The 23,213-nt window shown below is 49.9% G+C and carries 19 protein-coding genes and 2 riboswitches; of the genes, 3 read left to right on the top strand and 16 right to left on the bottom strand.

Going from position 1 to position 23,213, the window contains the following annotated elements:
• Window positions 1-107: 107 nt before the first annotated feature.
• The 3 genes from Q5866_RS03490 to cobI all read right to left on the bottom strand — a co-directional run bounded on the left by Q5866_RS03490 (window position 108) and on the right by cobI (window position 3,778).
• Window positions 108-1,811: a lipid A phosphoethanolamine transferase gene (locus tag Q5866_RS03490; RefSeq protein WP_303178824.1), complete on the bottom strand. Its 1,704-nt coding sequence runs from the start codon at window positions 1,809-1,811 to the stop codon at window positions 108-110.
• Window positions 1,812-1,827: 16 nt separating this feature from the next.
• On the bottom strand, window positions 1,828-2,973 hold the full coding sequence (locus Q5866_RS03485; RefSeq protein ID WP_303178822.1) for a BamA/TamA family outer membrane protein: 1,146 nt from the start codon (window positions 2,971-2,973) through the stop codon (window positions 1,828-1,830).
• An 88-nt stretch (window positions 2,974-3,061) separates the two neighbouring features.
• Window positions 3,062-3,778, bottom strand: coding sequence for a precorrin-2 C(20)-methyltransferase (gene cobI / locus Q5866_RS03480; RefSeq protein WP_303178820.1), 717 nt, complete (start codon window positions 3,776-3,778; stop codon window positions 3,062-3,064).
• A 185-nt stretch (window positions 3,779-3,963) separates the two neighbouring features.
• Window positions 3,964-4,159: riboswitch (cobalamin riboswitch) on the top strand.
• A gap of 20 nt (window positions 4,160-4,179) precedes the next feature.
• Between cobI and Q5866_RS03475 the strand changes: the two genes are divergently transcribed.
• The 3 genes from Q5866_RS03475 to Q5866_RS03465 are packed head-to-tail and all read left to right on the top strand — an operon-like array spanning window position 4,180 to window position 7,438.
• Window positions 4,180-5,334 (top strand): ABC transporter substrate-binding protein, encoded by a 1,155-nt coding sequence (locus Q5866_RS03475; protein WP_303178995.1) that lies wholly within the window; start codon window positions 4,180-4,182, stop codon window positions 5,332-5,334.
• Between the two features lie 6 nt (window positions 5,335-5,340).
• Window positions 5,341-6,384 carry an iron ABC transporter permease gene (locus tag Q5866_RS03470; RefSeq protein ID WP_303178818.1) on the top strand — a complete coding sequence of 348 codons (1,044 nt, stop codon included), beginning with the start codon at window positions 5,341-5,343 and terminating at the stop codon, window positions 6,382-6,384.
• 46 nt (window positions 6,385-6,430) lie between these two features.
• A complete protein-coding gene (locus Q5866_RS03465) occupies window positions 6,431-7,438 on the top strand; it encodes an ABC transporter ATP-binding protein (RefSeq protein WP_303178816.1) in 1,008 nt (335 codons plus the stop codon).
• On the opposite strand, the gene Q5866_RS03460 is transcribed toward Q5866_RS03465, so the two are convergent.
• The 13 genes from Q5866_RS03460 to Q5866_RS03400 form a co-directional block, all read right to left on the bottom strand.
• On the bottom strand, window positions 7,403-7,618 hold the full coding sequence (locus Q5866_RS03460) for a hypothetical protein (protein WP_099290881.1): 216 nt from the start codon (window positions 7,616-7,618) through the stop codon (window positions 7,403-7,405). The two genes, Q5866_RS03465 and Q5866_RS03460, sit on opposite strands and share 36 nt — an antisense overlap.
• 22 nt (window positions 7,619-7,640) lie before the next feature.
• Window positions 7,641-7,952 carry a hypothetical protein gene (locus tag Q5866_RS03455; RefSeq protein WP_099290879.1) on the bottom strand — a complete coding sequence of 104 codons (312 nt, stop codon included), beginning with the start codon at window positions 7,950-7,952 and terminating at the stop codon, window positions 7,641-7,643.
• A 132-nt stretch (window positions 7,953-8,084) separates the two neighbouring features.
• On the bottom strand, window positions 8,085-9,866 hold the full coding sequence (gene cbiD, locus Q5866_RS03450; RefSeq protein WP_303178812.1) for a cobalt-precorrin-5B (C(1))-methyltransferase CbiD: 1,782 nt from the start codon (window positions 9,864-9,866) through the stop codon (window positions 8,085-8,087).
• Between the two features lie 57 nt (window positions 9,867-9,923).
• Window positions 9,924-11,738, bottom strand: coding sequence for a precorrin-4 C(11)-methyltransferase (gene cobM / locus Q5866_RS03445; protein ID WP_303178811.1), 1,815 nt, complete (start codon window positions 11,736-11,738; stop codon window positions 9,924-9,926).
• Window positions 11,731-12,924: a precorrin-6y C5,15-methyltransferase (decarboxylating) subunit CbiE gene (gene cbiE, locus Q5866_RS03440; RefSeq protein WP_303178810.1), complete on the bottom strand. Its 1,194-nt coding sequence runs from the start codon at window positions 12,922-12,924 to the stop codon at window positions 11,731-11,733. Before cbiE ends, cobM begins: the two co-directional genes overlap by 8 nt.
• Before the next feature lie 129 nt (window positions 12,925-13,053).
• Complete coding sequence (cobJ, locus tag Q5866_RS03435; protein ID WP_303178808.1) at window positions 13,054-14,460, bottom strand: precorrin-3B C(17)-methyltransferase; 1,407 nt, start codon at window positions 14,458-14,460, stop codon at window positions 13,054-13,056.
• Window positions 14,461-14,710: 250 nt separating this feature from the next.
• Window positions 14,711-16,189 (bottom strand): PepSY domain-containing protein, encoded by a 1,479-nt coding sequence (locus Q5866_RS03430; protein WP_292267965.1) that lies wholly within the window; start codon window positions 16,187-16,189, stop codon window positions 14,711-14,713.
• Window positions 16,190-16,193: 4 nt separating this feature from the next.
• A complete protein-coding gene (locus Q5866_RS03425; RefSeq protein ID WP_292267967.1) occupies window positions 16,194-17,117 on the bottom strand; it encodes a sirohydrochlorin cobaltochelatase in 924 nt (307 codons plus the stop codon).
• 10 nt (window positions 17,118-17,127) lie between these two features.
• Window positions 17,128-19,356 (bottom strand): TonB-dependent receptor, encoded by a 2,229-nt coding sequence (locus Q5866_RS03420; protein WP_303178804.1) that lies wholly within the window; start codon window positions 19,354-19,356, stop codon window positions 17,128-17,130.
• A gap of 52 nt (window positions 19,357-19,408) precedes the next feature.
• Window positions 19,409-19,616, bottom strand: a riboswitch (cobalamin riboswitch).
• Between the two features lie 69 nt (window positions 19,617-19,685).
• Complete coding sequence (locus tag Q5866_RS03415) at window positions 19,686-21,497, bottom strand: hypothetical protein (RefSeq protein WP_303178802.1); 1,812 nt, start codon at window positions 21,495-21,497, stop codon at window positions 19,686-19,688.
• Between the two features lie 128 nt (window positions 21,498-21,625).
• Window positions 21,626-22,162 carry a hypothetical protein gene (locus tag Q5866_RS03410; protein WP_303178800.1) on the bottom strand — a complete coding sequence of 179 codons (537 nt, stop codon included), beginning with the start codon at window positions 22,160-22,162 and terminating at the stop codon, window positions 21,626-21,628.
• Between the two features lie 12 nt (window positions 22,163-22,174).
• Window positions 22,175-22,834, bottom strand: coding sequence for a hypothetical protein (locus Q5866_RS03405; protein ID WP_303178799.1), 660 nt, complete (start codon window positions 22,832-22,834; stop codon window positions 22,175-22,177).
• Entirely contained in the window at window positions 22,831-23,145 is a 315-nt protein-coding gene (locus Q5866_RS03400) for a hypothetical protein (protein ID WP_303178797.1), read from the bottom strand. Before Q5866_RS03400 ends, Q5866_RS03405 begins: the two co-directional genes overlap by 4 nt.
• Window positions 23,146-23,213 lie beyond the last annotated feature (68 nt).

Here is a 23,213-nt window from a genome sequence, read left to right as displayed (position 1 = left end):
GGCAAACTGTGGGCGATGAGTAGGCGATGTCGCCTAATACCCGCCCAATACTCACCCGAAAGTCACCTGTCGGGGTTATGTAACAGTTGGTTTACAGGAGTATATCCTTAGTTCTTGCAGGAAGTGTTTACCGTGTGATCCATGCCTCGCCGTTGCACCATCTCTTTGTCTTGTTTTTTCAAACCGACTTCGTAGTAATTGATCGGGTTGTCGTGATCACCGAGGTACATACGCGGTTGTCGTTTGAAAATCGGGTTGATTAGCGAAAATTCCGGCTCGAAGTGCGAGGTGTTGATCTCGGCAAGGTTCAGCAGGGTATGGAAAATATGGTTCGTGGCAACGGGTGCGTTGCTGTTGTAGCGTGCCACTTGATAGAAATTGGGACGTGCCTCGATGTAATTGTCCGAGAACCAGATCATGAACGGGATATGTAGCTGATAATAGGTCGGGATCGGCGAGGCGTGCAGGAAGCGTTTCCGGCTGTCGTCGAGTAGGTCTTCCCCGTGGTCGGGGGAGTAAATCATGGTGGCGTCGCTGCCGGAGGCGCGTAATATCTCGATCACGTTGTGCAGGAAATGATCCGTGTAAATGATACTGTTATCGTAGGCGTTGACGAGTTGTGCCTTGTTTTTGTATTCGATTTCGGTGGCGTCAGCCGGGGTAAAGTGAGCGAACTCTTCCGGGTAGCGTTCCTTGTAATTGAAGTGTGAACCGTAAGTGTGGAACACGATGAGGAGGTTGTCGTTTGCCAGCGAGTCGATATAATGCTGCATGAAAGGTAACATGGCTTCGTCGTAATTGTTGATCGTGATTAAACCGCCGTCCTCGGTGGGGCGGATGTTTTTGTAATAATCAGCTTCCTCGCCGAAATAGTCGGTAAACGAGCGGTTCGGTACTTGGTTGGAAAGGAACACGGTCTTGAATCCGGCTTCCTTGAAAGCGGTCACTACACTTTTTTGGGTGTACAGGCGCTCGTAATGACAGGCGTCGGCGGCAGACAGGATGAGAGGCACGCTTTTGTGCGTGGTATTCGATTGCGTGATGGCGTCTTTGTACAAGACGAGGTTAGCCTCGTTTTTCAACTTCGGGTTGGTTTCCCGTTCATAGCCCCACAAGCTCCAATTCTCGGCACGTCCGGCTTCCCCGATGACGAGGACGTATATTTCCCGGCGTTCATGGGCGGTATCCCGTGTGGCGCGGAACGTGAAGTCCTTGGAGGTGACGGGGTAATCCATGCTGCGGTTCCATTTCTTGCAGGCAAAGTAGAAGTTGTACATCACGTTTGCCGGGTAGAGGTCTGTTTTTACCTCGTAGGTGTTGTCCCGTCTTTTCTCGTAAGCGGTAAGACCGGAGCCGATGATGAGTAACACGAGTCCCCACGTGATCATTTTCCGGCGAAAAGCGGCAGGGCGGACTACCTTGTGATGGACCGCGATGGAAGCTAGCACGATGACCGGGATGTAGAGGACGCACACGATGATAATGGAGGGCCAGATGTTGCCCAGCAGTTCGCCCGCCTCGGACGCGTTCGTGGTGGGCAGGTTCAGGAACATGTCCACGGCAATGACGGATTCCCCGAAGAGGTAGAATAGCACGAGTTGGAACGCGTGCAGGATAAGCACGGGGATGAGTATGAGTTGCATGAGTCCCGCCCGTTTGAAGAGCGAGAAGACGATCATGTAGATGCTCAAGGGAACAAGAATCAGGATGATCTTCCCGATCGCGGAGAGAGGTTCCGTGAATATCAGGCAGAAGTTGGGGACAAGGTTCAACACGATGAAGAGCCAGAACAGGGTTTTGCTCTTTTTCACGAAGTTGACAAGTCCTTTAGAAAGCCTCGTTAATATTGAAGTAGAATGCTTTGACGCCTTTGCCGATACCATAATCCAATCTTACGTTAATTCTGTTTTTAAATTCCCAACGGTAGCCGATGCCATAAGTGGGCAGGGTGTGGCTCCATTTAAACTTGTCCATGTCCGGAAACACGTTTCCGGCACCTGCCCACGCGGTTATGCCGTGGCGGTTGTATATTTTTTGACGGAGTTCTACTTGCGCCTGTATCAGGTCATTGTCCCGGTAGCGTCCCTCGTAGTAACCTCTCATGCTGTACGAACCGCCCATCAGGGCAACCATACTCCACGGGGTGTCCCCGTAGTTGAATATTCCTTGTAATTGCGTGGCAACGATAGCTCCTTTCCACGCTTTGTGATAGTACCGGAAGTCGAAGCTGGTACGCTTGAAATCCTGATCGTTACCGAGGAAGCCGGGAAAGAACTGTTGCTCCAGTTGTACGTAGATTCCCTTGTAAGGGTTCGGGATAAAATCTCTCGAGTCATACGAGATGATGATTCCGGGCCCGAAGGTGGTGACGTTCTTGGGTGCCCCGTTGAGGAAGCTGATGTCGTCGAAATCTTTCGCATTCACGTTGCGGAACATGAGGTTGGGACCCACGTAGAGGTTGGGTGCCAGACGCCACAGGAGTTCTAGTTTGACTTGTTGTTCCAGTCGTTTATATTCGGTGTTGCGGTCTTCATGTCTGCCGGCTTCATAACCGATGCCCCAGAATTCGCTGGGGAAGGAGAAAAAGTACATGTTGGCGTTGAGCCGGAAACGGTCACGCGGGAAGATGCTATTGTTCCGGATTCCCAGCAGGTAGAAACCCGTGGTGGTGATGTCCCCGTAGATGGCGACGTTGGAGGGGGATATGGTTTTGTCGTGCCGGTCGATACGGTACAGCCCGGATGCCACGAGTCCGAGCCCCAGTTTGGTGTCGCTCGAAAAATGCGGTCCCCCGATAATAGAGAAGTCGAATCGCTTTTCGGCTTTCTCTTTGTTGGCGTCCGCGAAATAACGGTAGAACCGATGGAAGAATCCGGTCTTCACGGGTGTGGTGTCAACGGTGACCGTGTCTTGCCCGGTGGCGGAAAGCGACAGGACGCATAATAACGCGATATATAGTGTATGTCGAATCATTTCAGATTGATAAAGTTAAATTAGCATAGATTAAACAATCATTCATCTCGTGATTTCCTTGTACGCAATATTTGTGCCAATTGTTGGGTTAGCCGACAGAGATTCTTTTGGCAGGTCGTATAATCATTAGGGAAAAGTAAGGGAATTCGATTTCCACGAGGGCGTTCCGGTCGGTTTCATGTTGTTCGTTCGCGGTACCCACGTTTTGGTAATAGTGGTATTCGGCATCCGGGTGTTGACGGATGAATTCGTGGACGGTATCGGTGCATTGCGATAATTTCATGATGACGATAACGTGGTTCGTGGTGGTGAGCTCGTGAAGTTCTTCCGGTGTTGTTTTGCCCGGCAGGACGACGAGTTTTTCTTCCTGTTTCACGATATGAAGTCCCGATACCGCTCCCGCGGCGATGAACGCGGGTACTCCGGCAATGACGGAGGTGGGGATGTGCATGGAGGCGAGTTTCTCGAACATGTAGTTGCCGGAAGAGTAGAAGCCGGAATCGCCTTCGGCTGTGACGGCAACTGTTTTCCCCTCGGCAACCCGTGCGGCGATTTCGAGGCAGAGCTCGTCGTAAGCCCGGTTGGCAAACGTGCGGTCTTTGGACATCGGGACGTGGAAGATTCGGATTTTATTAGCCTCGACGGGTAGGGACAGGATGATGTCCCGGGAGTACGATTTGAAAGTCCCTTCTTTGCTTTTCGTGCCGGGGCAATAGATTACGTCAACTTCCTGCAAGGCTTTTAATGCCTTGACCGTTATTAACTCCGGATCGCCCGGACCGAGGGAGATGCTGATTACTTTCATAGTCTATTAAGTCTATAAAGTCCGTAAAGTCTATAAGGTCCATAAGGTCAGTTCTCGAAGTTGTCGTGATGTTTCTGGTGTTTGGGACTTTACGACTTTATGGACCTTATGGACTTTATGGACCTTTTGAACTGATTCCGGGTGCAAAAGTCGTTAAAAAACGGATACGCTCAAAATAATATTTATATATTTGCAGGCGTCTTGGTGCTTCCGTGTTGGAAGAAAAGGGAATCCGGTGAAATTCCGGGGCTGTCCCCGCAGCTGTAAAGTCGTTTCCTGCCTCGAAGGTGGGCAGATTTTTTCTATAAAACCACTGGATTGGAATCCGGGAAGGAGAAAAGATGACAAGCCAGAAAACCTGCCAGATGACACGAATGATTAATACTTTCGGAGGAAAAGAGATGAATGGATTAGTACGTTTATTGTGTATTTTGTGTGCTTGCGGAGTGTTTTGTTGCTGCAAGTCGAAAACGAGTAAGAAGTCGGTCGAGAAACAGACCGTTCAGGCGGGGAGCGATTCGATTCCCCGGGTTCGGATTAAGTACGCTAAAGGGTTTTGGTTGGAGTACCGGGACGGGTATGCCGTGTTGAATGTCAAAGACCCGCAGGAGAGTAGCCACACGTGTTACCAGTACGCTTTGATTCCCCGGGGGAAGAAGGTGCAACCCCCGGCGGGGGTGCCCGTGGTGGAGGTTCCGGTGCGGAGCGTGGTGTGCATGACTTCTTTGCAGTTGTCTAATTTTATCAAACTGGACGCGACGGACCGGGTGGTGGGTATCACGAGTACCCGTTTTCTTTTTAACGGGGAGATGCAGAAGCAGGTGGACGAGGGGAAGACTCGCCGTATCGGGATAGAGGGGAATTTTGATAACGAGATTATCATGAGCCTGAATCCCGACCTGATGTTGATTTCGCCTTTTAAACGCGGGGGGTATGATGCTGTGAAAGATATCGGGATTCCTCTGGTGCCGCATCTCGGGTACAAGGAGATGACTCCTCTCGGGCAGGCGGAATGGATTAAGTTTGTGGGGTTGTTGCTGGGAATGGAGGATAAGGCGGGATTGGAATTTGACCGGATAGAGAATCGGTATAATTCGTTGAAAGCGATGGTTGGTGACGTGGAACGCCGTCCCGTGGTGTTTAGCGGGGAGTTGAGGGGCGGGGTGTGGTATGCCGTGGGGGGGAAGAGTTTTCTGGCACAGCTTTTCCATGATGCGGGGGCGGATTATTTCTTGAAAGACGACCCCCGTTCGGGTGGGGTGACGTTGGATTTCGAGACGGTGTACAATCAGGCGGAGAGTGCCGACTACTGGAGAATCGCGAATAGTTTTGCCGGGGAGTATTGTTATGCCGCATTGAAGGCGCAAGACGAGCGTTACGCTGATTTCAAGGCTTTTAAGGATAAACGTGTCATTTATTGTAACATGCGGGAGAAGCCGTTTTACGAGAGTATGCCCGCTGAACCGGAGGTGGTGCTTGCCGATATGATTCGGGTGTTTCACCCGGGTGTGTTGCCCGACCATGAACCGGTGTATTACGATTTGCTTAATAAATAAGAGTGCATGGGACGAGGGAGAAATACGATATGGATGTTTTTTATCACGGTGTCTATTGTGGTGTTTTTGTTATTGAATATGTTGTTGGGCTCGGTGTCTATCCCGTTTTCCTCGGTTTGGAACGTGCTGACGGGTAGCGGGGATGAACCGGTGGCTTGGCAGAATATAATTTTGAAGTCCCGGTTGCCGCAAGCGTTGACGGCGTTGGTGGCGGGTGCGGGACTTTCTATCAGCGGGTTGCAGATGCAGTCTATTTTCCGTAATCCGTTGGCGGGACCTTCCGTGCTGGGTATCAGTTCGGGGGCGAGTCTGGGGGTGGCTTTCGTGGCGGCGTCGGCCGGTAAACTGGGGGGAGTGGCCTTGAGTCGTCTGGGATTTATCGGGGAGGTGGCGCTGTCTGTCGCGGCTATCGCGGGGGCGTTGTCCGTGATGGGATTAATCGTTTTCGCTTCCCGGAAGATACGGGGGAGTGTTACTCTCTTGATTATCGGGGTGATGATAGGGTATATCGCGAATGCCGTTATCGGGGTACTGAAGTTTTTCAGCGTGGAGGAGGATATCAAGGCGTACGTGATTTGGGGATTAGGTAGTTTCGCCCGGGTTTCGGGGAACCAGATGATGTTGTTCGTGACGATTATGGCGGTGATTATCCCGCTGTCTTTTTTGTTGATTAAGTCGTTGAATCTGTTGATGCTGGGGGACGGGTACGCCCGTAATCTGGGATTGAATATCAATCGTGCCCGGGTGTGGGTGATTACTTGCTCCGGGGTGTTGACGGCGATTGTTACGGCTTATTGCGGTCCGATTATCTTTTTGGGGTTGGCGGTGCCTCACTTGTGTCGCGCGATATTCCAGACTTCAGACCACCGGGTATTGATGCCGACCTCGATGCTGGTGGGGGCTTCGCTGGCGTTGCTTTGTAATTTGATAGCCCGTTTGCCGGGGTTCGAGGGGGCTTTGCCCGTGAATTCGGTGACGGCATTGGTCGGGGCGCCGGTGGTGGCGTCGGTGTTGTTCGGGAAGCGGAAGAGGAATGAGGTGGAAATTTAATAATTTGCGATTTATGATTTACGATTTGTGATTTTAAATTTGGGTTATGGTTCGTTTGGTAAATCTTTCTATCGGGTACAAGAGTAAGAGCGACACGAAGGTGGTGGCTCAAGGGATTTGCACGGAGATAAACGAGGGGGAGTTGACTTGTCTTTTGGGGGCGAATGGAGTGGGGAAGTCCACGCTTTTGCGCACCTTGTCGGCGTTTCAACCGAAGTTGGGAGGGGAGATTTTTATTATGGGGCGGGAGCTCGGTACTTATTCAGACAAGGAGTTGTCGAAGACGATAGGTGTAGTGCTGACCGAGAAATGCGACGTGCGCAATATGAGTGCCCGGGAGTTGATAGGGATGGGAAGAAGTCCGTATACCGGTTTCTGGGGAACGCTTGACAAGGAGGACAGCCGGATAGTGGAGGAGTCGATAGCGCTGGTGAAGATTGAGAATCTGGCTTCCCGTATGGTACACACGCTGAGTGACGGGGAGCGGCAGAAGGTGATGATAGCGAAAGCGTTGGCACAACAGACACCCGTGATATTTTTGGATGAGCCGACGGCATTTTTGGATTTCCCGAGTAAGGTGGAGATTATGCAGTTGCTTCACCGGTTGACACGGGAAACCGGGAAGACTATATTTCTTTCGACGCATGATTTGGAACTCGCCTTGCAGATTGCTGACAAGATATGGCTGATGGATAAGCAACACGGCATCACGATAGGCACACCGGAAGATTTGGCGTTGGAGGGACATTTGAGTAGTTTTTTTGCCCGTAAGGGGATTGTTTTTGATATGGAAACAGGGTTGTTTCGGATAGAGAATCAATATACTTCGCGTGTGCGCTTACAGGGACACGGGCAAAAGTATGCCATGGTGCGGAAGGCGTTGCAGCGTAACGGAATGTTGGCAAACCGGAACGTGGAGTCGGAGGTGTACGTGGAAACGGGTGATTTGACAACTTCGGGTTTCAAGATTAACGTGCCGGGAAAGCCCGTGATAGAGGTGCAGACGATTGAAGAGTTGTTAAGCGCTATGCCTGCTGTCTTGCCGGAAGGGTAAAAAATAAGGCAGCTCCTTATTCAGGGCCGCCTTGCTTCTTTTGCGGTTGTAAACTTTCTTTGATTTGTGAACCCTGCTGATGTTCACGGGATGGAGATGCTCCCGTATCTCTTCTTCCCTTCGGGCTTTCCTCGTTGCTTTCAAGTAGTCTTCCCGAGTAATTTTGGTTTTGTTTTTCATGTCTGTTTTTGTAAATGTGTTTTTAAAAGTTCCAGTGTGTGGGGTTCGATTGTCGTGTGGTGTAACATTTGAATTGGTGTATTGGAGTATTTGTTATCGTGGCAATGTAGGCAAGAGCCCGTGGGTCTAACTCCCGGACATTTTTGATTACTTCGATGATGACCGGTTGCGTGTAATAAGCGAGAATGGCGTGCCAATCTTCCAGTTGACCGTATTCAAGAACACGTTTAATAATGTAGGCACGGTGAGTATCCATATCAAGAGTTGCCTTATCTATATCCCAGAATAGATAGGGTGAAAGTTGATTGATGATGGATTCTTTTGTGTCTTTCATTCTAATTTATTTTCGGCAAAGATACGCAATTATTTTGATAATCTAATCACTCGATTTTCTCGTTACAGGGCAAATGCGTCAAAACGCTTTTCGCCCTGTCCTCGTTGCTGATTGCTTAATCTTTTGACGGACTTATTCTTCCGGAATAAGAATAATCTCTAAACGTGTCCGCGAGAGCAGGGGAAGGCAGTGGGTGTAGCAATGCTGCACGAGGGTATCGAAGAAAGCGGGGGTGTGGGCGAAGATGTCCCATAGTTCGCGGGCGAGGGTGATGTCGGCAATGCGGGCTATGGATGAAGGGGGGCATTGGCTTTCGGCGGCGAGGCGGGTGATGAAGGCTTTGTTCATCACGACGTGTTTGCTATGCGTGTCGAGGTTGCCCTCGGCGAGTTTGACGGCTTTGCCTATCATGATGCCCATGGTGACGGAGGGGATGGACTCGGTTTCTGCCAGTTTGAGGGTTTCGCCGATGAAGTTGCCGTAGTGGATAAAGGCTTGGTCGGGTAGTTCGGGGAAGCGGGAACGGAGTGTCTTTTCGCTCTTGGCGCCGGAGTTGATGACGATGTGGTTACAGCCAAGGGCTTTGGCTACCTGTATTTCTTTGCGGATGCTGTTGACGAAGGCTTCCGAGGAGAAAGGGCGTACTACTCCGGAGGTGCCGATGATGGAAATACCGCCCGTGATGCCGAGGCGGGGGTTGAATGTCTTGGTGGCGAGTTCCCTGCCGCCGGGTACGGAGATACGGATGTTGATGCCGGGTATATCCTTATGCTCCCGGAGCAGACGTTCCGCTTCCCGGGTCATCATGGCACGGGGTGTGGTGTTGATGGCTGGTTCCCCCACGGGGATACCCAAACCGGGAAGCGTGACGGTGCCGACTCCTTCGCCTTGTAGAAAATGGACGCCGGGAGTGGCGGACGGAGTAACTTCCGCGTATATCGTGTAGCCGTTCGTGACGTCCGGGTCATCTCCCGCGTCTTTGGTAATGCCGCAAGTGCAGGAGTTCGGGGCAAACGTGCAGGAGGCAACGGGAAAGGTGATTGTTTCACCGTTGGGGAGGGTGATTGTCGATTGCTGTTGCGGTTCGCCCGTGAGGAGTCCTTGCAGGGCGGCTACCGTGGCGGCTGTGGCGCAGGAGCCTGTCGTGAATCCGCTTCGCAGGGGGAAGAATCCCAGCACGAGTCGTTCCACCCGGTAGCGTAGCCCGTGTTCCCCGTTTACGGTGTAAAAACTTTCGGGTAACGCGGGACGGCGAATGACGAGTACGGGGATGCCGATGGCTTTTGCCGCTGTAATTTTTTCGGTGTAGAAGCCCGATTCACCGCTCTCTTTGGTGATGATGGCGTCCGGTTGAATCTCCCGGAATAGAGCCGCCTCGTCCTGTTTGTCCTGCCAGAAGAGTAATCTTTCCCGGGGGAAGCCTGCCCGAAGTGCAAGGTCGAGTGATTGTTCCCGGTCGAGTACGCGGAACCAGCAAGGCGTCTTTTCCCAATAGCGGCGCATCTTGTCGATGGTTTGTACCCCGGTAAGGGCGAGTAAGTTGTGGATGTGGTGGTGTTCAAGGTAATCTATGGCATCGTCGAACGAGTCGCACCAGACGAGCGATTCGTCCCGCTCGGGATAGAGGCGCTCGAGGCGGATGACGGGGATGTCCAAGCGTTCGGATACGGCGGCTATATTGGCGTGCAGTTGGGAGGCGAAGGGGTGTGCGGCATCCACGATAAGCCGGATGTCATGGCGGGTGCAAAAGTCTTGCATCTCGCTTGTATCCATGCCTCCGGCAACACGGGTACCGTGCTTACACTCGATTTGTTGCGTGTCGCTTTTGGTCGAGTAGTAATAGGGGGAGCCTGCCTCGTCGAGTACCCGGACTGCCGTTCTGCCTTCTGTTGTTCCGCCGAATATGAGGACCATGATATTTTAGATTTACGATTTATGATTTACGATTTATGATTTACGATTTATGATTATCTAATTTCTGAACAGGTGTTTGAATTGGTGTGAATATAGTTTTGACAGTCCCTTGCGGTTGTCGATGGCATCGCCGACGACAATCATGGTGGTGAGGGTGAGGTCGTTTTCTTTCACGATACGGGCGAGGTCTTGCAATTGTCCCCGGAAGATGCGTTCGTCTTTCCACGTGAGGTGGTAGCATGCAGCCACGGGAGTGGTGGGCGGGTAGTGTTGCAGGAGTTCGCTTTGTACTTGGTCGACAATGGAGGCACTGAGGAAAATACACATGGTGCTTTGCGAGCGTGCCAGCATGTGCAGTTTTTCTTTCTCGGGCATGGGGGTGCGTCCTTCGCCTCGCGTGAGGATGATGGTCTGCACCTTTTCGGGTATGGTGAATTGCGATTGCAGGGCGGCAGCGGCGGCGAGGAAGGAAGAGATGCCGGGGGTGATGTGGTAGTCCATGCCGTACTCGTCGAAGAATGCCATTTGTTCCTGTATTGCCCCGTATATGCACGGGTCGCCCGTGTGAAGGCGCACGACGAAGAGTCCTTTGTCGTAAAATTCTTTCATGAGGCTGAATTGTTCCTCGAGTGTCATCGTGGCGGAACTGCGCACGGTGGCACCGGGTTTGGCGTAATAGGTCAATTCCACGGGCACGAGGCTTCCGGCGTAGAGGATGAGGTCTGCCGTTTCAAGGAAGTTTTTGCCTTTCACGGAGATAAGTTCCGGGTCACCGGGTCCGGCACCCACGATTTCGATGAATCCCCGGCGTTCAGCCGCCCGGTCGAGAGCCACGGCAAAGGTGAAGTCGTTGCCCTCGGATAGTTTTCCTTTCTGTTTTTCTACTAATAATCTGTCGTTTAAAGATGTTGCCAATGCACTAGCTTCTGCAACACTCGGTACGGAGATGACTTCCATTACTTTCTTTGAGGGATTGGGTATCTTGATTTCAGCAAGTTCTATCGGGTCGTAAATGTGTACAGGAATGTCACCGGCTTTTCTAGTGATTTCGTCAACGAGCGATTCCTTCTCTTTTAAATCGATAGTGGATACGGTTGCTAATGCGAGGGGAGATAGGTGTTTTGCCTCAAGACTATGGAATATATATTCCGTTACTCCCTCGGAATTGCAGTTTTTGCGGCAGCCGACACCCAAGTGGAGTACTGCCGGGCGGTAGTACAACGCGGGTATCGGGCTTTCGTGCCGGAACGGGGTAACGGCAACGAGGAGTTGGAATTTACTGAAGTCGATATCCTCGAAATGGTAGAATATTTCCACGTGTTCCGGTGCGGTACGTTCCAGATAACGGGTGCCTTCGTCCCGCGTGTCAAGGAGCAGAGCCGTGGGACGGGTGTTGACGAATGCCGTGATGATGTTGTTCATCGGTGCGGTCGTTTCGGTTTTCCATCCCTGTTCTTTGCCAAGGGTATCGAGAGCCCACAAGCCCGTGTTGTCGCTTTGTGTCGTGATGACAGCTTCGGCACCCAAGATGTTGGCTACCCGGCGGGTGAGTTGGTTGGCTCCCCCGACGTGTCCCGACAGGACGGAAATGACGTGCCGCCCCGTGGTGTCGATGTTGATGACTGCCGGGTCGGTGTATTTCGACTGCACGGACGAGGCTATGGCACGGACGCATATACCGAGAGCCCCGATGAAGACGAGGGCATCGTACCGGGAAAAATGTTCGGACACGAAAGCGGTGATGGACGTGATGCCGGTGCAATCCGCCTGTTCTCCTTTGGTGAAAAGTTCGGTACCGGGCAGTTCTTGCCGTATGGTGCGGGCGATTTGTAAGCCTTGTTCTGAGGATATGATAATAGCTATCTTATTCATGTGCTGATGTTTTTTGTACTTGTATGATATCTATCGGGTTGTGGGTATCTACCGCGAGGCGGTGTTCTCCCGTGACGGAAAAACCGTGTCGGGCGGCACCGCGGATGAAGAGTTCTTTGCTTTCGGGTGATACCGAGTTAAAAACGATAATGCCGCCGGGGACGATAACCTCGTTCAGGCGGCAGATGATTTCTTCCATTTTACCCCCGTGTCCGCCGATAAATACGGCATCCGGGGGCGTGATGCCGGAGAGGTCGGTTGCGGTGAAGTCACCGATGTGTACCTCTATGCCGGGTGTGCCGAAACGGGCGGCATTGGTTATCATGAGATGCTCTCCTTCCGGGCGTTGCTCGAAGGCTACCACCTGAAGGTGGGGGAATTGGAGTTTCGCCTCGATGGAAACGGACCCCGTGCAAAAACCGATGTCCCAGAGCGTGTGGCGTTCCCGCAAGTCGAGCATGCCGAGCGTGAGCAGGCGGACGGGCATTTTGGTAATCATGCGGGTGCGTCCGTCGAGTAGTTCAAACTCGCTTTCCGGGATGCCGAAAGGACGAGGATGCGCGTGGGTACGTTGCAGGATGACGCAATTGGGAGCGACGAAATGTTGTCCTATTGCCTCATCCGGCGAGAGGGTGCGTACGCGTTCGTTTTCATTGCCGAGGATTTCTCCCGTGTGCATCCGGTAATTGTCGTACCCGTAAGCCAGCATTCGGCGGGCAATGGCATCCGGGGAGTGTTGCTCGTCGGTAAGCAGACCGATTTTCTCGTGTCCTTCGATGAGTGCCCGGTCAAATTCATGCCACGGTCGCCCGGTGAGGGAAACGACGTGCATGTCGTGGTAGGGAAGCACAAGGCGGTGTGCCAGTATCTGCAAGGAATTGAAGTAGGGGTATAGCCGAATGCCCGCTTCCGGGAGCCGTTTGCGTATGGTATTGGCGAAGCCGAAGAAAAGCGGGTCGCCGGAAGCGAAAACGACAATCTCGTCCTCACCCTCGTATTGCCGGAAGACGTTGTCGAGCGGCACCGTGATATCTATCCAGCGGTAACCTTCCGGTAAGAACGGGCGCACGATGCCGTGGTGACGTTTCCCCCCCGAGAATACGGTACGTGAAGCGATGTGCCCGAGTATTTCCCGGGAGAACTCCTGTTGTCCGTTGTCGTCAATTCCTATAATTGTAAAGTTCATAAGATAATTGAAAATTGAAAATTGAAAATTGAAAATGAAGGAAGACTTCATGGCAATTTTCAATTATCGGTTATAATTTAGAAATGCAGTATTGTCATTTTCAATTTTCAATTCTGCATTTTCAATTGTTTACACGTCCCTTCCCGGTCGCAGTCCTTCCGCGTCGTCAAAGCAAAGAATGGCGTTGACAAGTGTCGCGGCGAGGTTGCTTCCGCCCTTGCGTCCCTCGATGATGAGCTTCGGGATGGTGGTGAACGATTTCAACATGTGTTTGGATTCCCGCACGTTGACGAAGCCCACGGGTGCGCCGATAACTCCGGCGGGGTGTGCTTTGCCGAGGCGCGTGAGTTTGCATAGCTCCATGAGAGCCGTGGGGGCGTTGCCGAACACGTAAAGGGCGTCCGGGTGTTCTTCCGCGGCAAGACGTATGCCCGCCTGCGTGCGGGTGATTTTCATGCGGGCTGCCATTTCGGCTACACGTTCGTCGGAGAGGTAGCATTTCACCTCGATGCCCAACCGCTCCAAGGCTCCCTTGCGGATGCCGGAAGCCGCCATGGTGACGTCGGTAATGATGGTGCGTGTTTTCCCGTCGTGCAAGAGGGCATGGAGGGTTTCCACGGCGTTGTCGTCCGTGTAGAGGATATTCTCCATGTCGAAGTCCGCGGTCGTGTGGATGGCGTGCAGCAATGCCCATTTTCGCCCGAGGGGTATATCTTTATTTTGTAATTCCGATTCGATGGTGCGGAAGCTGCGCATCATGATTTCCTGCCCGATGCCCACTTTATCGGTGCCCTGTTCCCGGTAATAGCCGCGGGGAGTGATGATTTTGTCGTCCCACGCGTAGGATTGCGAGTTGCCGATAATCACGATGGTGAACATATCCACCTCCTCGGGGTCGAAGTCAGCTATCGTGGTAATCTTGATTTCCTGTTCATCCCGTCCCGCTTGACGCACGAAACCGACAGGGTTTTCCGGTGAGCGGTATTGGCGGAAGATTTCTTTCAGGCGATGGAGTTGCCAGTAGCGTCCTTCGCTTTTCGGGTTATAGATGGCAGTCACGAAGTCGGCGGAGGCGGCAGCCTCTATCCGGCGTTCGATTTTCTCCCAAGGAGTCATGAGGTCGGAGAGGGAGATGATACAGAAGTCGTGCCCGATGGGTGCGCCGAGTAGTGCGGCTCCTTTCTGGAAGGCACTTATCCCCGGTAGTATCTCCACCTCGACGGGACTCGCTTTTTCGCGTTTCATCTCGAGAACAAGGGGTGCCATGCCGTATATACCGGCATCGCCGGAGCTGACGACGCAAACGGTTTTTCCCTGTTCGGCGTACTCGAAAGCGAGCGCGGCACGGTCTTTCTCTTTCTTCATGCCCGTGTCGATGCACTCGGTACCCGGGTGGATGACGGATTGGATGAAGTTGAAGTAATATTTGTACCCGACAACCACATCCGAGCGTGTGATGGCGGCACGGACCGCGGGAGTGATGTCTTCTTCACAGCCCGGTCCGATGCCGACGACGTATATTTTTCCTTGGTTCATTGTCATAATTTTGAAGTATCGGACAAAATTACACTTTTACCGGCTGGATTGCAAATCAAATCCGGTCTAAATTCCGGAGTAAACGGCGGGGAAAAAGGTATGATATTCTGGTGTTTTATTAAATATCTTCTGGAGTTCTTTTAACCCCGTCAGAAGAACTCCAAAAGAACTTCAAAAGAACTTCAAAAGAACTCCCCTGTTTCCTCGCCGTCTTATGGTGATTTACAAGCAAGTGTTAATAGAGGTGAATTTATCTCTTTCGCCTCTTGCACAACCGGATGATGTATTTCACCGAGAGCACGATTCCCGTGAATGACACGGCGGCTCCCCCGAGAAGGAGAGTCCAGATAACGACGGTCCACAACACGGGGCGTTCGACGAGGAACTTGAAATCCAGCGTGTGCAATCCCCGGTAGAGCCAGCGTTTCCAGCGTCCGTTCGTGTCGTAGTGCGCGGGTTGGAAGGATTCGAGGTTATAGTAATAACAATCCTTCGCCTCGTTGTCGAGTTCGACCTTGTACGCGGGTAACGGCAGCGGGCGTCGGCGGGAAATGTAGTAATTGTCGTACTCCTCCATTTTTGTCACCGTGTAGGGAACGGTATCCCGGGTGAGGCGTTTGATGGCGGCGTAAACCATTTCTTCCGTGATACGGAAGGGACGGATGCTGTCGGCAGAGGCGTCGAGGGTAACGGTTTCCCGCTCTGTCCTCAATTTATACAGGGGCATGCCTTCGTAATGCGTCCATTCCACTTGTTTCACGGGACCGTGTGTCCGGCTGACGGCGGCAATAGCGTTGCGATAGTCCAGCGTGTAGGTATCGGGTGAGGGAGTCCCCCTGTCCGGCGTGCCTTGCCGCGTCATGCCCCGGGGTTTCTGTTCGCCGAACAGCCACGAGGGAAGCGGTGCCATGGACATGTATCCGCTTAATATCCACGTGAAGACGAATATCCCGAAGAAGAAGCCCGTGATGTGATGCCACTTGAACCACGGTTTCTTGTAGGGGGTGCGAAGGAAGCCTTTCCGGCGGTTCAGCCAATAGGAACGAATGCCGAGGATGAATCCCGTGAAGCACATGAACATCCCGAGGTAGCAAGACCAGTACATGAATCGCGTCCACAAGTTCTGGTTTTCCCGGATGACCGTGAAATATACCCAGTGGGGTATTGCCCCGAACCATGCCCAGAATCGTTTGTCGGAATCCGTGAATTGCAAGATATTGCCGCTTCGGGAGGAGATGTACAATTGATATCCTTCCGGTCCGTCATAAAAGAATTTGTACACGGGCAGTTCCCGTTTGTTGTGGGCAAGCGGTATCCATTGGTCGAGGGCGTGCAGGGTGTCTACCCGAGTAATGTTGTTGTTCGGGCACCAGTTTTTTGCCCGCCATTCACAGAGGGCGTAATTCACTGTCGGTGCCACGGCGTTGGTGTCGGCGTATAAATCATGACTCTTTCGCCGGTTCCCGAAATGGAACACGTTTTGTCCTTCCGGGTTGTCGAGGCTGATTCCGCCCGGGCGGACATCGGCAGGCAGGCGGCGGAGCGCATCTTGCATGTCGGGTAATAACGCGGTGTCAAGGGCTTGCTGGCGGGCGAAGCGTTCTTCTTGGCTTACACGGGGAAACGAATGGTATATCATCACGATTCCGGAGATAAACCACGAGAAGCACAGGATACAGAGAATGATTCCCAGTATCCTGTGGATATGGATGAGTAATCTTGTAATCATGTGATTAGTCTATGTCGTCGGTCTTTTCGTATTTCTTTTTCTTCACGATGATGTCTTCCCGTTTGTGGGTAGAGGCGAATTTAGCGTGACGGATGAACAGGTCTTGTATCGCCTCGTTTTGTCCCAGCCCCTCGAGGATGACGTTGACTTTATAACCTTTCTTTTCCAGTTCCTCTTTCCAGTCCCCGGCAATATCGTTTTTGGCATGGTCGCCCGCCACGAACATGAAGGGGACGAGGGTCACTTCCCGTGCCTTGTTGGCTTCCAGTTCCCGGATGACGTCATCCATGGCGGGATAGCCTTCGATGGTTCCCACGTGGTAGTTCTTGTGACCTTGTGCTTTCATCACGTAGTCGAGCATCCCGTAGGAAGAGTTTGCCGGGTGGTAAGTGCCGTGGCACACGAAGACACAATCGCCTTTCGCCTTTCCCCGGAGCGATGCGGCAAGGGCTTGTACGGTTGCCTTGTAGTCTTCCGGGGTGTAGAGCAGGGCGTTGCCCAGCCGGATGTCTTTGAATTTGTCGCGGTAGAGAGCCACTTCCTTGCGCAAGGCTTCCATCTCGATGCCCTCGATGATGTTCGTGGGTTGGATGATGAGGTGGGTGTAGCCGTCCGCTATGAGTTGGTTCATTGCTTCCACGGGATTCGGTTTCACGATGCCTTTTTCTTTCAAACGGCGCATAATCATGCGGGAGGTGTAGGCTTCCCGGACTTCGATGCCGGGGAATGCCTTTGCCGCTTTTTTATTGATTGCCTCGATGGTGAGGATGCGGGTGTCGTCGTGTGTTGTCCCGAAGTGAACCATAAGAAGGGCTATTTTGTCATTCGGTCCGAGGGTTTTGAATATATCGGATTCCTTGAAACCTTCGCCATGACCGAAGGCGGATATGCTTGTTAATAAAAGAAAGGCTATTAATATGTTTTTCATGATATCGGTTTTATTTCGTGAAACGGATTACAAGACTGGCGAAGAATGTTCTGCCGGGGTTGAGAGTTGCGTAGTTCACGCCGTTGGGGCGGTCGTCCGTCCAGTCGAAGAGGTTGTCAATCCCGGCGTTCAGTTCAAACAGGAAGTTACCCACGGGTGCGAAAGTATGCGTGGTGGCAAGGTTCCAAAGTTGGTACTTGGGAGCACTGGTGTCGGTGATTTTACCTGTTTTGGAGTCTACCTTGTAAATGTATTTCGAACCTTGTATTCTCCCGTTGACATTCACGTGCAGGCGGTATTTGTTCCACTCGTGTGTCCAGCCTCCCCGGAAGGTGGCGGCGTGTCTTACCGATTCGCTTAGGCGGCGTCCTTCCCCGTCGGCAGCGTAAACGCAGTTGTAAGCCCCCGCGGCGGAGAATCCTGCCCCGAGGTAGCTGTTCACGGAGATGTCGAAGCCTTTGATGCTCGCCTTGTCGAGGTTGTGGTACACGTTACGGGTTTTTATTCCATTGGCTTTATCTTCGTCCGTGGCCCCGATATCGTATTTCTCGATAATGTCTTTCACGTCATTGATATACCCGTTCGCGGAAATATTGAGGTATTTCCCGGTATACTCCACGTTCACGTTATAATAATTCGCTTTTTCCGGTTTCAAGTCGGGATTCCCGATGGTGATGGCTCCCCGGGCTTCGTAGTCGTAATATAGTTCCTGTATGCTGGGTGTTTTGAATCCGGCGGCATAGGAAGTTCTGAAGTTGAACGAGCCGAGCGTGTACATGAGGGCAATCTTCGGGGTGAAGCGGTTCTTGAACATCTCGTTGTAAACGTAACGGAAACCGGGGAGGATTTGTAGATTCTTCCATACACGGATTTCATCCTGCGCGTACACGGCGAGCGTGTAGATTTCTTTCGGTTCGTCGAGGCTGCCGGGATTTTTCATGTAGTCGTTAGCGTATTCCGTACCGAGCGTGAGTTTGTTGTATTCGCCCACCCGGAATACGCCTTTCAGGTTCCCGTTGTAATATTTTTGGCGCTTGGTCAATTCTTCATCCCCAACCCGGAATGTCGTGTCTTTTTTGTCAAGTTGGGCAACCGTGTAGAGTTTGTTGTACTCGTAATTGTCCATGTAAAGGTCGAGGGAGATGTACGCTCCATCGTTCATGAAGTATTTTCCGCCCAAGCCGAAATTGTAGTCCATGTAGGTGAGGTCGTATTGGTACGCCCCGTCGTTTTTCTTTTCTTGTACCGGACGATTTACTTCCCGGTTGAAATAACTTCCTTGCGCGCAAAGTTTCAATTGCTCGTTGGGCGCGTAAGTGAAGTGTTGGGTAACAATATTGGAATGGAATTTACTGGATGATTCGCTTCTCGTGGGGATGACCGTGTCGCCGCTGATTTCATTGGGGTTTAATTGCCATCCGCCCATTTGCCGTCTTTGATAAGAGGTGGAGGAAGTGAATTTACCGAAATTAAAATCAACACTGGCGTTTTGCGAGAAGCTGGATTCTCCCCCGAAACGGGTTTTCGACTGCACGCTGATAGGGTCTTTCGGTTGTTCGATGATAACGTTGATTACCCCGGCGATGGCGTCCGAACCGTAGAGGGCGGAAGCTGCACCTTTCAATATCTCGATGCGTTTCACCCGTCCCATGTCAATACGCGACAAGTCGGTATTGTTGGAAACATCTCCCGCCACTTTCTTCCCGTTGACGAGAATCAAGATGTATTTGTTGCTCATGCCGTTGAGCGTGAAGTACGAGCCCATGACCGTGGGGCGAATATTGAACGCGGGGTTCAGCAACAGAAGGGCGTCCTCGAAGGAGTTTACTCCTGCCTGCCTTAAGTCCGACCCGCTAATCACTTCTACCGGGACGGGCGAATCTTTCAATCGGCGGTGGGTTCCTGTTCCCGTCACCACGACCTGATTCAAGTTTACCGGGGTGGCGAGTAACTGGAATAATATGTCACTTTTGTTTCCGTTCACTTTCATGGAACCGACCTCGTAACCGGAGTAGCTGGCACGAAGCGTGTAAGTCCCGTCGGGTATTTTTTCCAGAATGAATTCGCCCTTGTTATTCGTGGCGATACCGATGCTTGTTCCGACTAACCGAACATTTGCCCCGGCAAGAGCTTTACCGGTTTTGGCATCTACAACTTTCCCCTTTAAGGTGATTTCTGCAAAAGCGACGCTCGCTAATGCTACTACGAATAATGTAGTCAGCGCTACAAATTTCTTCATGTAAGATTAAGTTTAAAAGTTCATAATGGTACTCCTGACCCCGGGAATACGCTATTACCTGTTTTGCTTTGGCAGGTCTCCTGACTACGCCTAAGAAAAGTACCTTCCCGTCCGCGAGGACAGTGGTGCAAGAACTTTCCTTTGAATCTCCTTGCGGAGAAACGGGCATCACAGTAGCGGGCACTGTGTCGGATTCTAACCGACTTCCCTCTTGTGCGCTAATGGGATATTAACACATCACCAAAGACTCCGCGAATGTATGCAGATTCCATTAAAAAATACAATGAAACGGAGAAAATTTGTACTCTATTGGTTTTAGGATGCTTGTTTTACCAAAATGTGATTACGCCATTTTCATACGTGAATATTCTTTCTTCCACGCCAGTGGTCAGATTGCGCAACCAATATAGTGCGTTTTTTGGCACGTTGTCATATTCTAGGTAAAAATTGCATCCTTCTTGTATGCCTAACGATTGCCAGCCGTCCCGGTCGTGGTATAGTAACTTGTATAAATTGCCGGGGTAAATCCCGTTGCCATCATTTCTAGGCAGGCAGACGAGTTCGTCGATTGTTACGGGTGTATCGAAATGTAAGGTTAGAAATGTATTGTATAACGAAACATTAGTTAGAGGGTTGCCGTCAATGGCGGCATGGTACAGAGAATCAGTTATCGCTTGTAGTTTTTCACCTCTCGAGTTAAAAAAATACAATTCTGCAATATATTTCTCTCTACCGCTTTGGGGAATGCGGTACCATTGGTATTTTTTATCGGGATGCATGTTCCTGGCTTTGAAGAATAGTTTTTTCGATGGCTCAAGTACAAAGACCGTGTCCACTCGTGAAAATTCTTTATCGTTGGAGGCTTCAATAATAGTGCCGTTTAAGGTGTTAAGATATTTGTGTAAGGCGTTTGTTAAATCCGGATTCTTTCGTTCCAAGTGTAATGTATGTTTTTGGGGGCTAGGGATAAGGTAGTGGGTATCTCCTTTTGTGTCAAGAATGAACGGGTAGTTGAATGGATGATACATGCCGGTGGAATCGTAATAGACAGGTAGGTAAGCGATGTTTTTTGCCAATTCACTGAATTTCGCTTTGTTATTTGAAACCTTTCCGGCTGCAATAGGTTTCCATTCAAGGTTATTAAACACGCATAGGTATGCGTGTCGAGGGGAATAGGAAGAATTGTTTTCTATTTGGATATCGGTGGTGTAGCAGTATGAATCCGTCACGTCTTGCATGAACGGGTCTTTGAAGAATTCGGGGATGAATTCTTCTTCTTCGGGTACGAGGAAAGGATTACGAGAAAATGTATTCCGGTATACTTTTGCGGTTCTACGGTCAAACGCACCTTTAATGGTGAAGGATTTATAAAGGTATGGTGGTTCGGAGCACCAATAATGGTAACCGTTGCGGTTCGAGTAAAAAGGAATACAATCAATGATAGAAGGGATACCTAGTGAGCGATGCGCAAGCATAGTGTTGTATGTGATGAAATAACAGTCCCCGAACGGATTCAATAATTTGAAAATGGAAGAGCCCCCGTTTTTAGGATCGTTTAACGTGAAATTTGATGCTAGTTTCTCGAGATCATGCTTGAGTGTAGACAAGGGAATATCGAAGGAAGTAACCTGCATGGAATCTCGCCATAGGTCTAGGCGTTCATGCTTGAAACGATAGGGAAGGATGTACTCGATAAAGAAATCAAAAGGGATGATCTCGAGTAACCCTTGCTTGTTGATCAATTCAAACGAGGCATCAATGTGTCGGATCAGGTAGTCTGCCGTAATGTATTTTACGTCTTCTTCACGTCGAATGTTTTTATCGTCTTGAATAAAATGATCGAGTGTAATATCGTACAATTTTTTGTAGTAGTAAGAGCATGTTGTATCTTGATCTATTATTTGTCGATAAGCATCTATTTTGTCACCCCTTAGCGTGTAATGTCCCGGCATATTTTCGATCAGGAAACGTGCCGCTTGTAATTTCAAGCTATCGGCGGGTGCGGAATAATGATGTAGCACTTTCTCGAGTTCTGGTCGGTTATCTCTGCTGAGTGTGAGTGCTTGTTCTAGCTTGGATGGAGTGCAACAAGCTGTTAGTATGGTTATAAGGTAACTGGATAGTATTATTGACAGTTTCATGTTTGTGTTATATTCTCATAAGTTTAAAAATGAGATTGTGCTTAAAATGGGTTATTCTGATTATGTTGTATACTTAATAGTAAGTGTAAAAGGATGAGTATCCCTCATCCTTTTTTTGTACTTATTAATTATTTCAGATCGCGTATATTAGAGCATTTTATAGCGAATACTCGTTCTAATCTTTTGGCATTCTTGTATATATGCCAATTTTTGTTATATGTCAATTTGAATTTGCTTTTTTGTAAATCTAAAGAGAATTGGTGAAGAAGTTGTATTGGAATATCGTATCTATCAGAAAACTTGAAATCAACTCCAATGATATTTCCTTCAGTATCTGCGTGAAGATTGAATATAATATTATTGGAAAAGGAAGGGATATCTGTTAATACTCCGTTTTTTTTGAAATACGGTGTAAACCATTTCTTGATAAGTTGTAAAAGAAGGTTTTTATCGCTATAATGTATTCCATATGCTTGATCATGTACATCATAGTTTGCCGGTACTTTTTTTATTTTTGGGTTGGTGTTCTCGATATAAATGTCTCCATAACCTGTATATTTCATGTAGATAACACTGTCTACTTTAAGTATAGTGGTGTCTACTTCCTGTGCTGTGAGCGAGAATGCTCCTAAGATAAAGGCGAATATAAGTAATATTAATTTCATAATTTATTTCTATTAGTTACATACTTGTTCTATTGATTGCAATAAATCATTAATGGAAGGTTCGTAAGGGACGGCGTAATCATAAGATGTTTCTGGATAAGTTCTACTTGTTTTCCCAAAAATATTAGCCCAATGATAAAATTCTTCTTTAGTCAAAGTTCCGTATTTTGCTCCATTGATGGTTATCTTTTTTAGAAATGCATAGTATTCTTTTTCGTACGTTGACAAACCTGGATAGATACAATAAAATGCATGTCCAGATTCCAACGCAACTTCCTCGTTTCCCCCGTAGCGGACGAATGCAGCGATATCCTCATAAATTCTTTCTTCAAATTCAACCATGTGTCTATTCTGTGTTAAGTTGGATACTCCAAAATAACGATATTGATACATATGGAATATTTCATGTCGCAAACTTTCAATGTTCATACTTTCTTTATCTTTGAATTTTAGACTACTGTTATTCGCTGCGGCACTAGCTCCTGCAAATTGTGTTCCTTCACCCATGTTTGGATCATATTTGACTTCTTCGAAAGGAGTTTTTGTTTTTAAGTATTCAAAGATAGCTTTATAGGCGCAATCTCTAACTAATTCATCCATTAATTCATTGAATTTTTTAATATCATCACCTAAGCCATTTTTTTTGAATAATGCGGCAGTTTTATCACTCATTGAGGGGGATGTTGTAGTTCCACCACCCCCTCCTCCCGGTGGATTAATCGGTTTATCGGGGTCAGGGTACTCGTAACATCTACAATCCGGCATCTTTTTGTGGCATATCGTACATCTCGTGCACGAGCATTCCGGTTCCTTGTTCCCGCAATAAAAGCATCTTGAACAAACACACCCGTCTCGCGTGCCGCAATATCTGCACACGATGACGTCAACCTCGTCGACTCCGGCAGAACAACCGTACGGGCAAAAGCCTTTGGTGTAGCCGTGTTGGCATTTGCCGTGATCGATGCCGCCTCCCCCGCTTTCATTCCCGGAGAACATGCTCGCTCTCGTGCTTGACGTTTCGCTGAAACTCAGGCGGGAATACTCTTCATCC

The organism is uncultured Butyricimonas sp. (genome assembly GCF_959596855.1).
In the GTDB taxonomy this organism is placed as follows: domain Bacteria; phylum Bacteroidota; class Bacteroidia; order Bacteroidales; family Marinifilaceae; genus Butyricimonas; species Butyricimonas muris.
This window is presented reverse-complemented; position numbering and strand designations above follow the sequence as displayed.

Coding starts and splice junctions, on each gene's coding strand:
- Q5866_RS03400 (WP_303178797.1), bottom strand. CDS start 23,145: ATGAAAGCGGGGGAGGCGGCATCGATCACGGCAAATGCCAACACGGCT.
- Q5866_RS03425 (WP_292267967.1), bottom strand. CDS start 17,117: ATGAAAAACATATTAATAGCCTTTCTTTTATTAACAAGCATATCCGCC.
- Q5866_RS03485 (WP_303178822.1), bottom strand. CDS start 2,973: ATGATTCGACATACACTATATATCGCGTTATTATGCGTCCTGTCGCTT.
- Q5866_RS03410 (WP_303178800.1), bottom strand. CDS start 22,162: ATGAAATTAATATTACTTATATTCGCCTTTATCTTAGGAGCATTCTCG.
- Q5866_RS03475 (WP_303178995.1), top strand. CDS start 4,180: ATGAATGGATTAGTACGTTTATTGTGTATTTTGTGTGCTTGCGGAGTG.
- Q5866_RS03430 (WP_292267965.1), bottom strand. CDS start 16,189: ATGATTACAAGATTACTCATCCATATCCACAGGATACTGGGAATCATT.
- Q5866_RS03415 (WP_303178802.1), bottom strand. CDS start 21,497: ATGAAACTGTCAATAATACTATCCAGTTACCTTATAACCATACTAACA.
- cobJ (WP_303178808.1), bottom strand. CDS start 14,460: ATGAACCAAGGAAAAATATACGTCGTCGGCATCGGACCGGGCTGTGAA.
- cbiE (WP_303178810.1), bottom strand. CDS start 12,924: ATGAACTTTACAATTATAGGAATTGACGACAACGGACAACAGGAGTTC.
- Q5866_RS03465 (WP_303178816.1), top strand. CDS start 6,431: ATGGTTCGTTTGGTAAATCTTTCTATCGGGTACAAGAGTAAGAGCGAC.
- Q5866_RS03405 (WP_303178799.1), bottom strand. CDS start 22,834: ATGAGTGATAAAACTGCCGCATTATTCAAAAAAAATGGCTTAGGTGAT.
- cobI (WP_303178820.1), bottom strand. CDS start 3,778: ATGAAAGTAATCAGCATCTCCCTCGGTCCGGGCGATCCGGAGTTAATA.
- cbiD (WP_303178812.1), bottom strand. CDS start 9,866: ATGGTCCTCATATTCGGCGGAACAACAGAAGGCAGAACGGCAGTCCGG.
- Q5866_RS03460 (WP_099290881.1), bottom strand. CDS start 7,618: ATGAAAAACAAAACCAAAATTACTCGGGAAGACTACTTGAAAGCAACG.
- cobM (WP_303178811.1), bottom strand. CDS start 11,738: ATGAATAAGATAGCTATTATCATATCCTCAGAACAAGGCTTACAAATC.
- Q5866_RS03455 (WP_099290879.1), bottom strand. CDS start 7,952: ATGAAAGACACAAAAGAATCCATCATCAATCAACTTTCACCCTATCTA.
- Q5866_RS03470 (WP_303178818.1), top strand. CDS start 5,341: ATGGGACGAGGGAGAAATACGATATGGATGTTTTTTATCACGGTGTCT.
- Q5866_RS03420 (WP_303178804.1), bottom strand. CDS start 19,356: ATGAAGAAATTTGTAGCGCTGACTACATTATTCGTAGTAGCATTAGCG.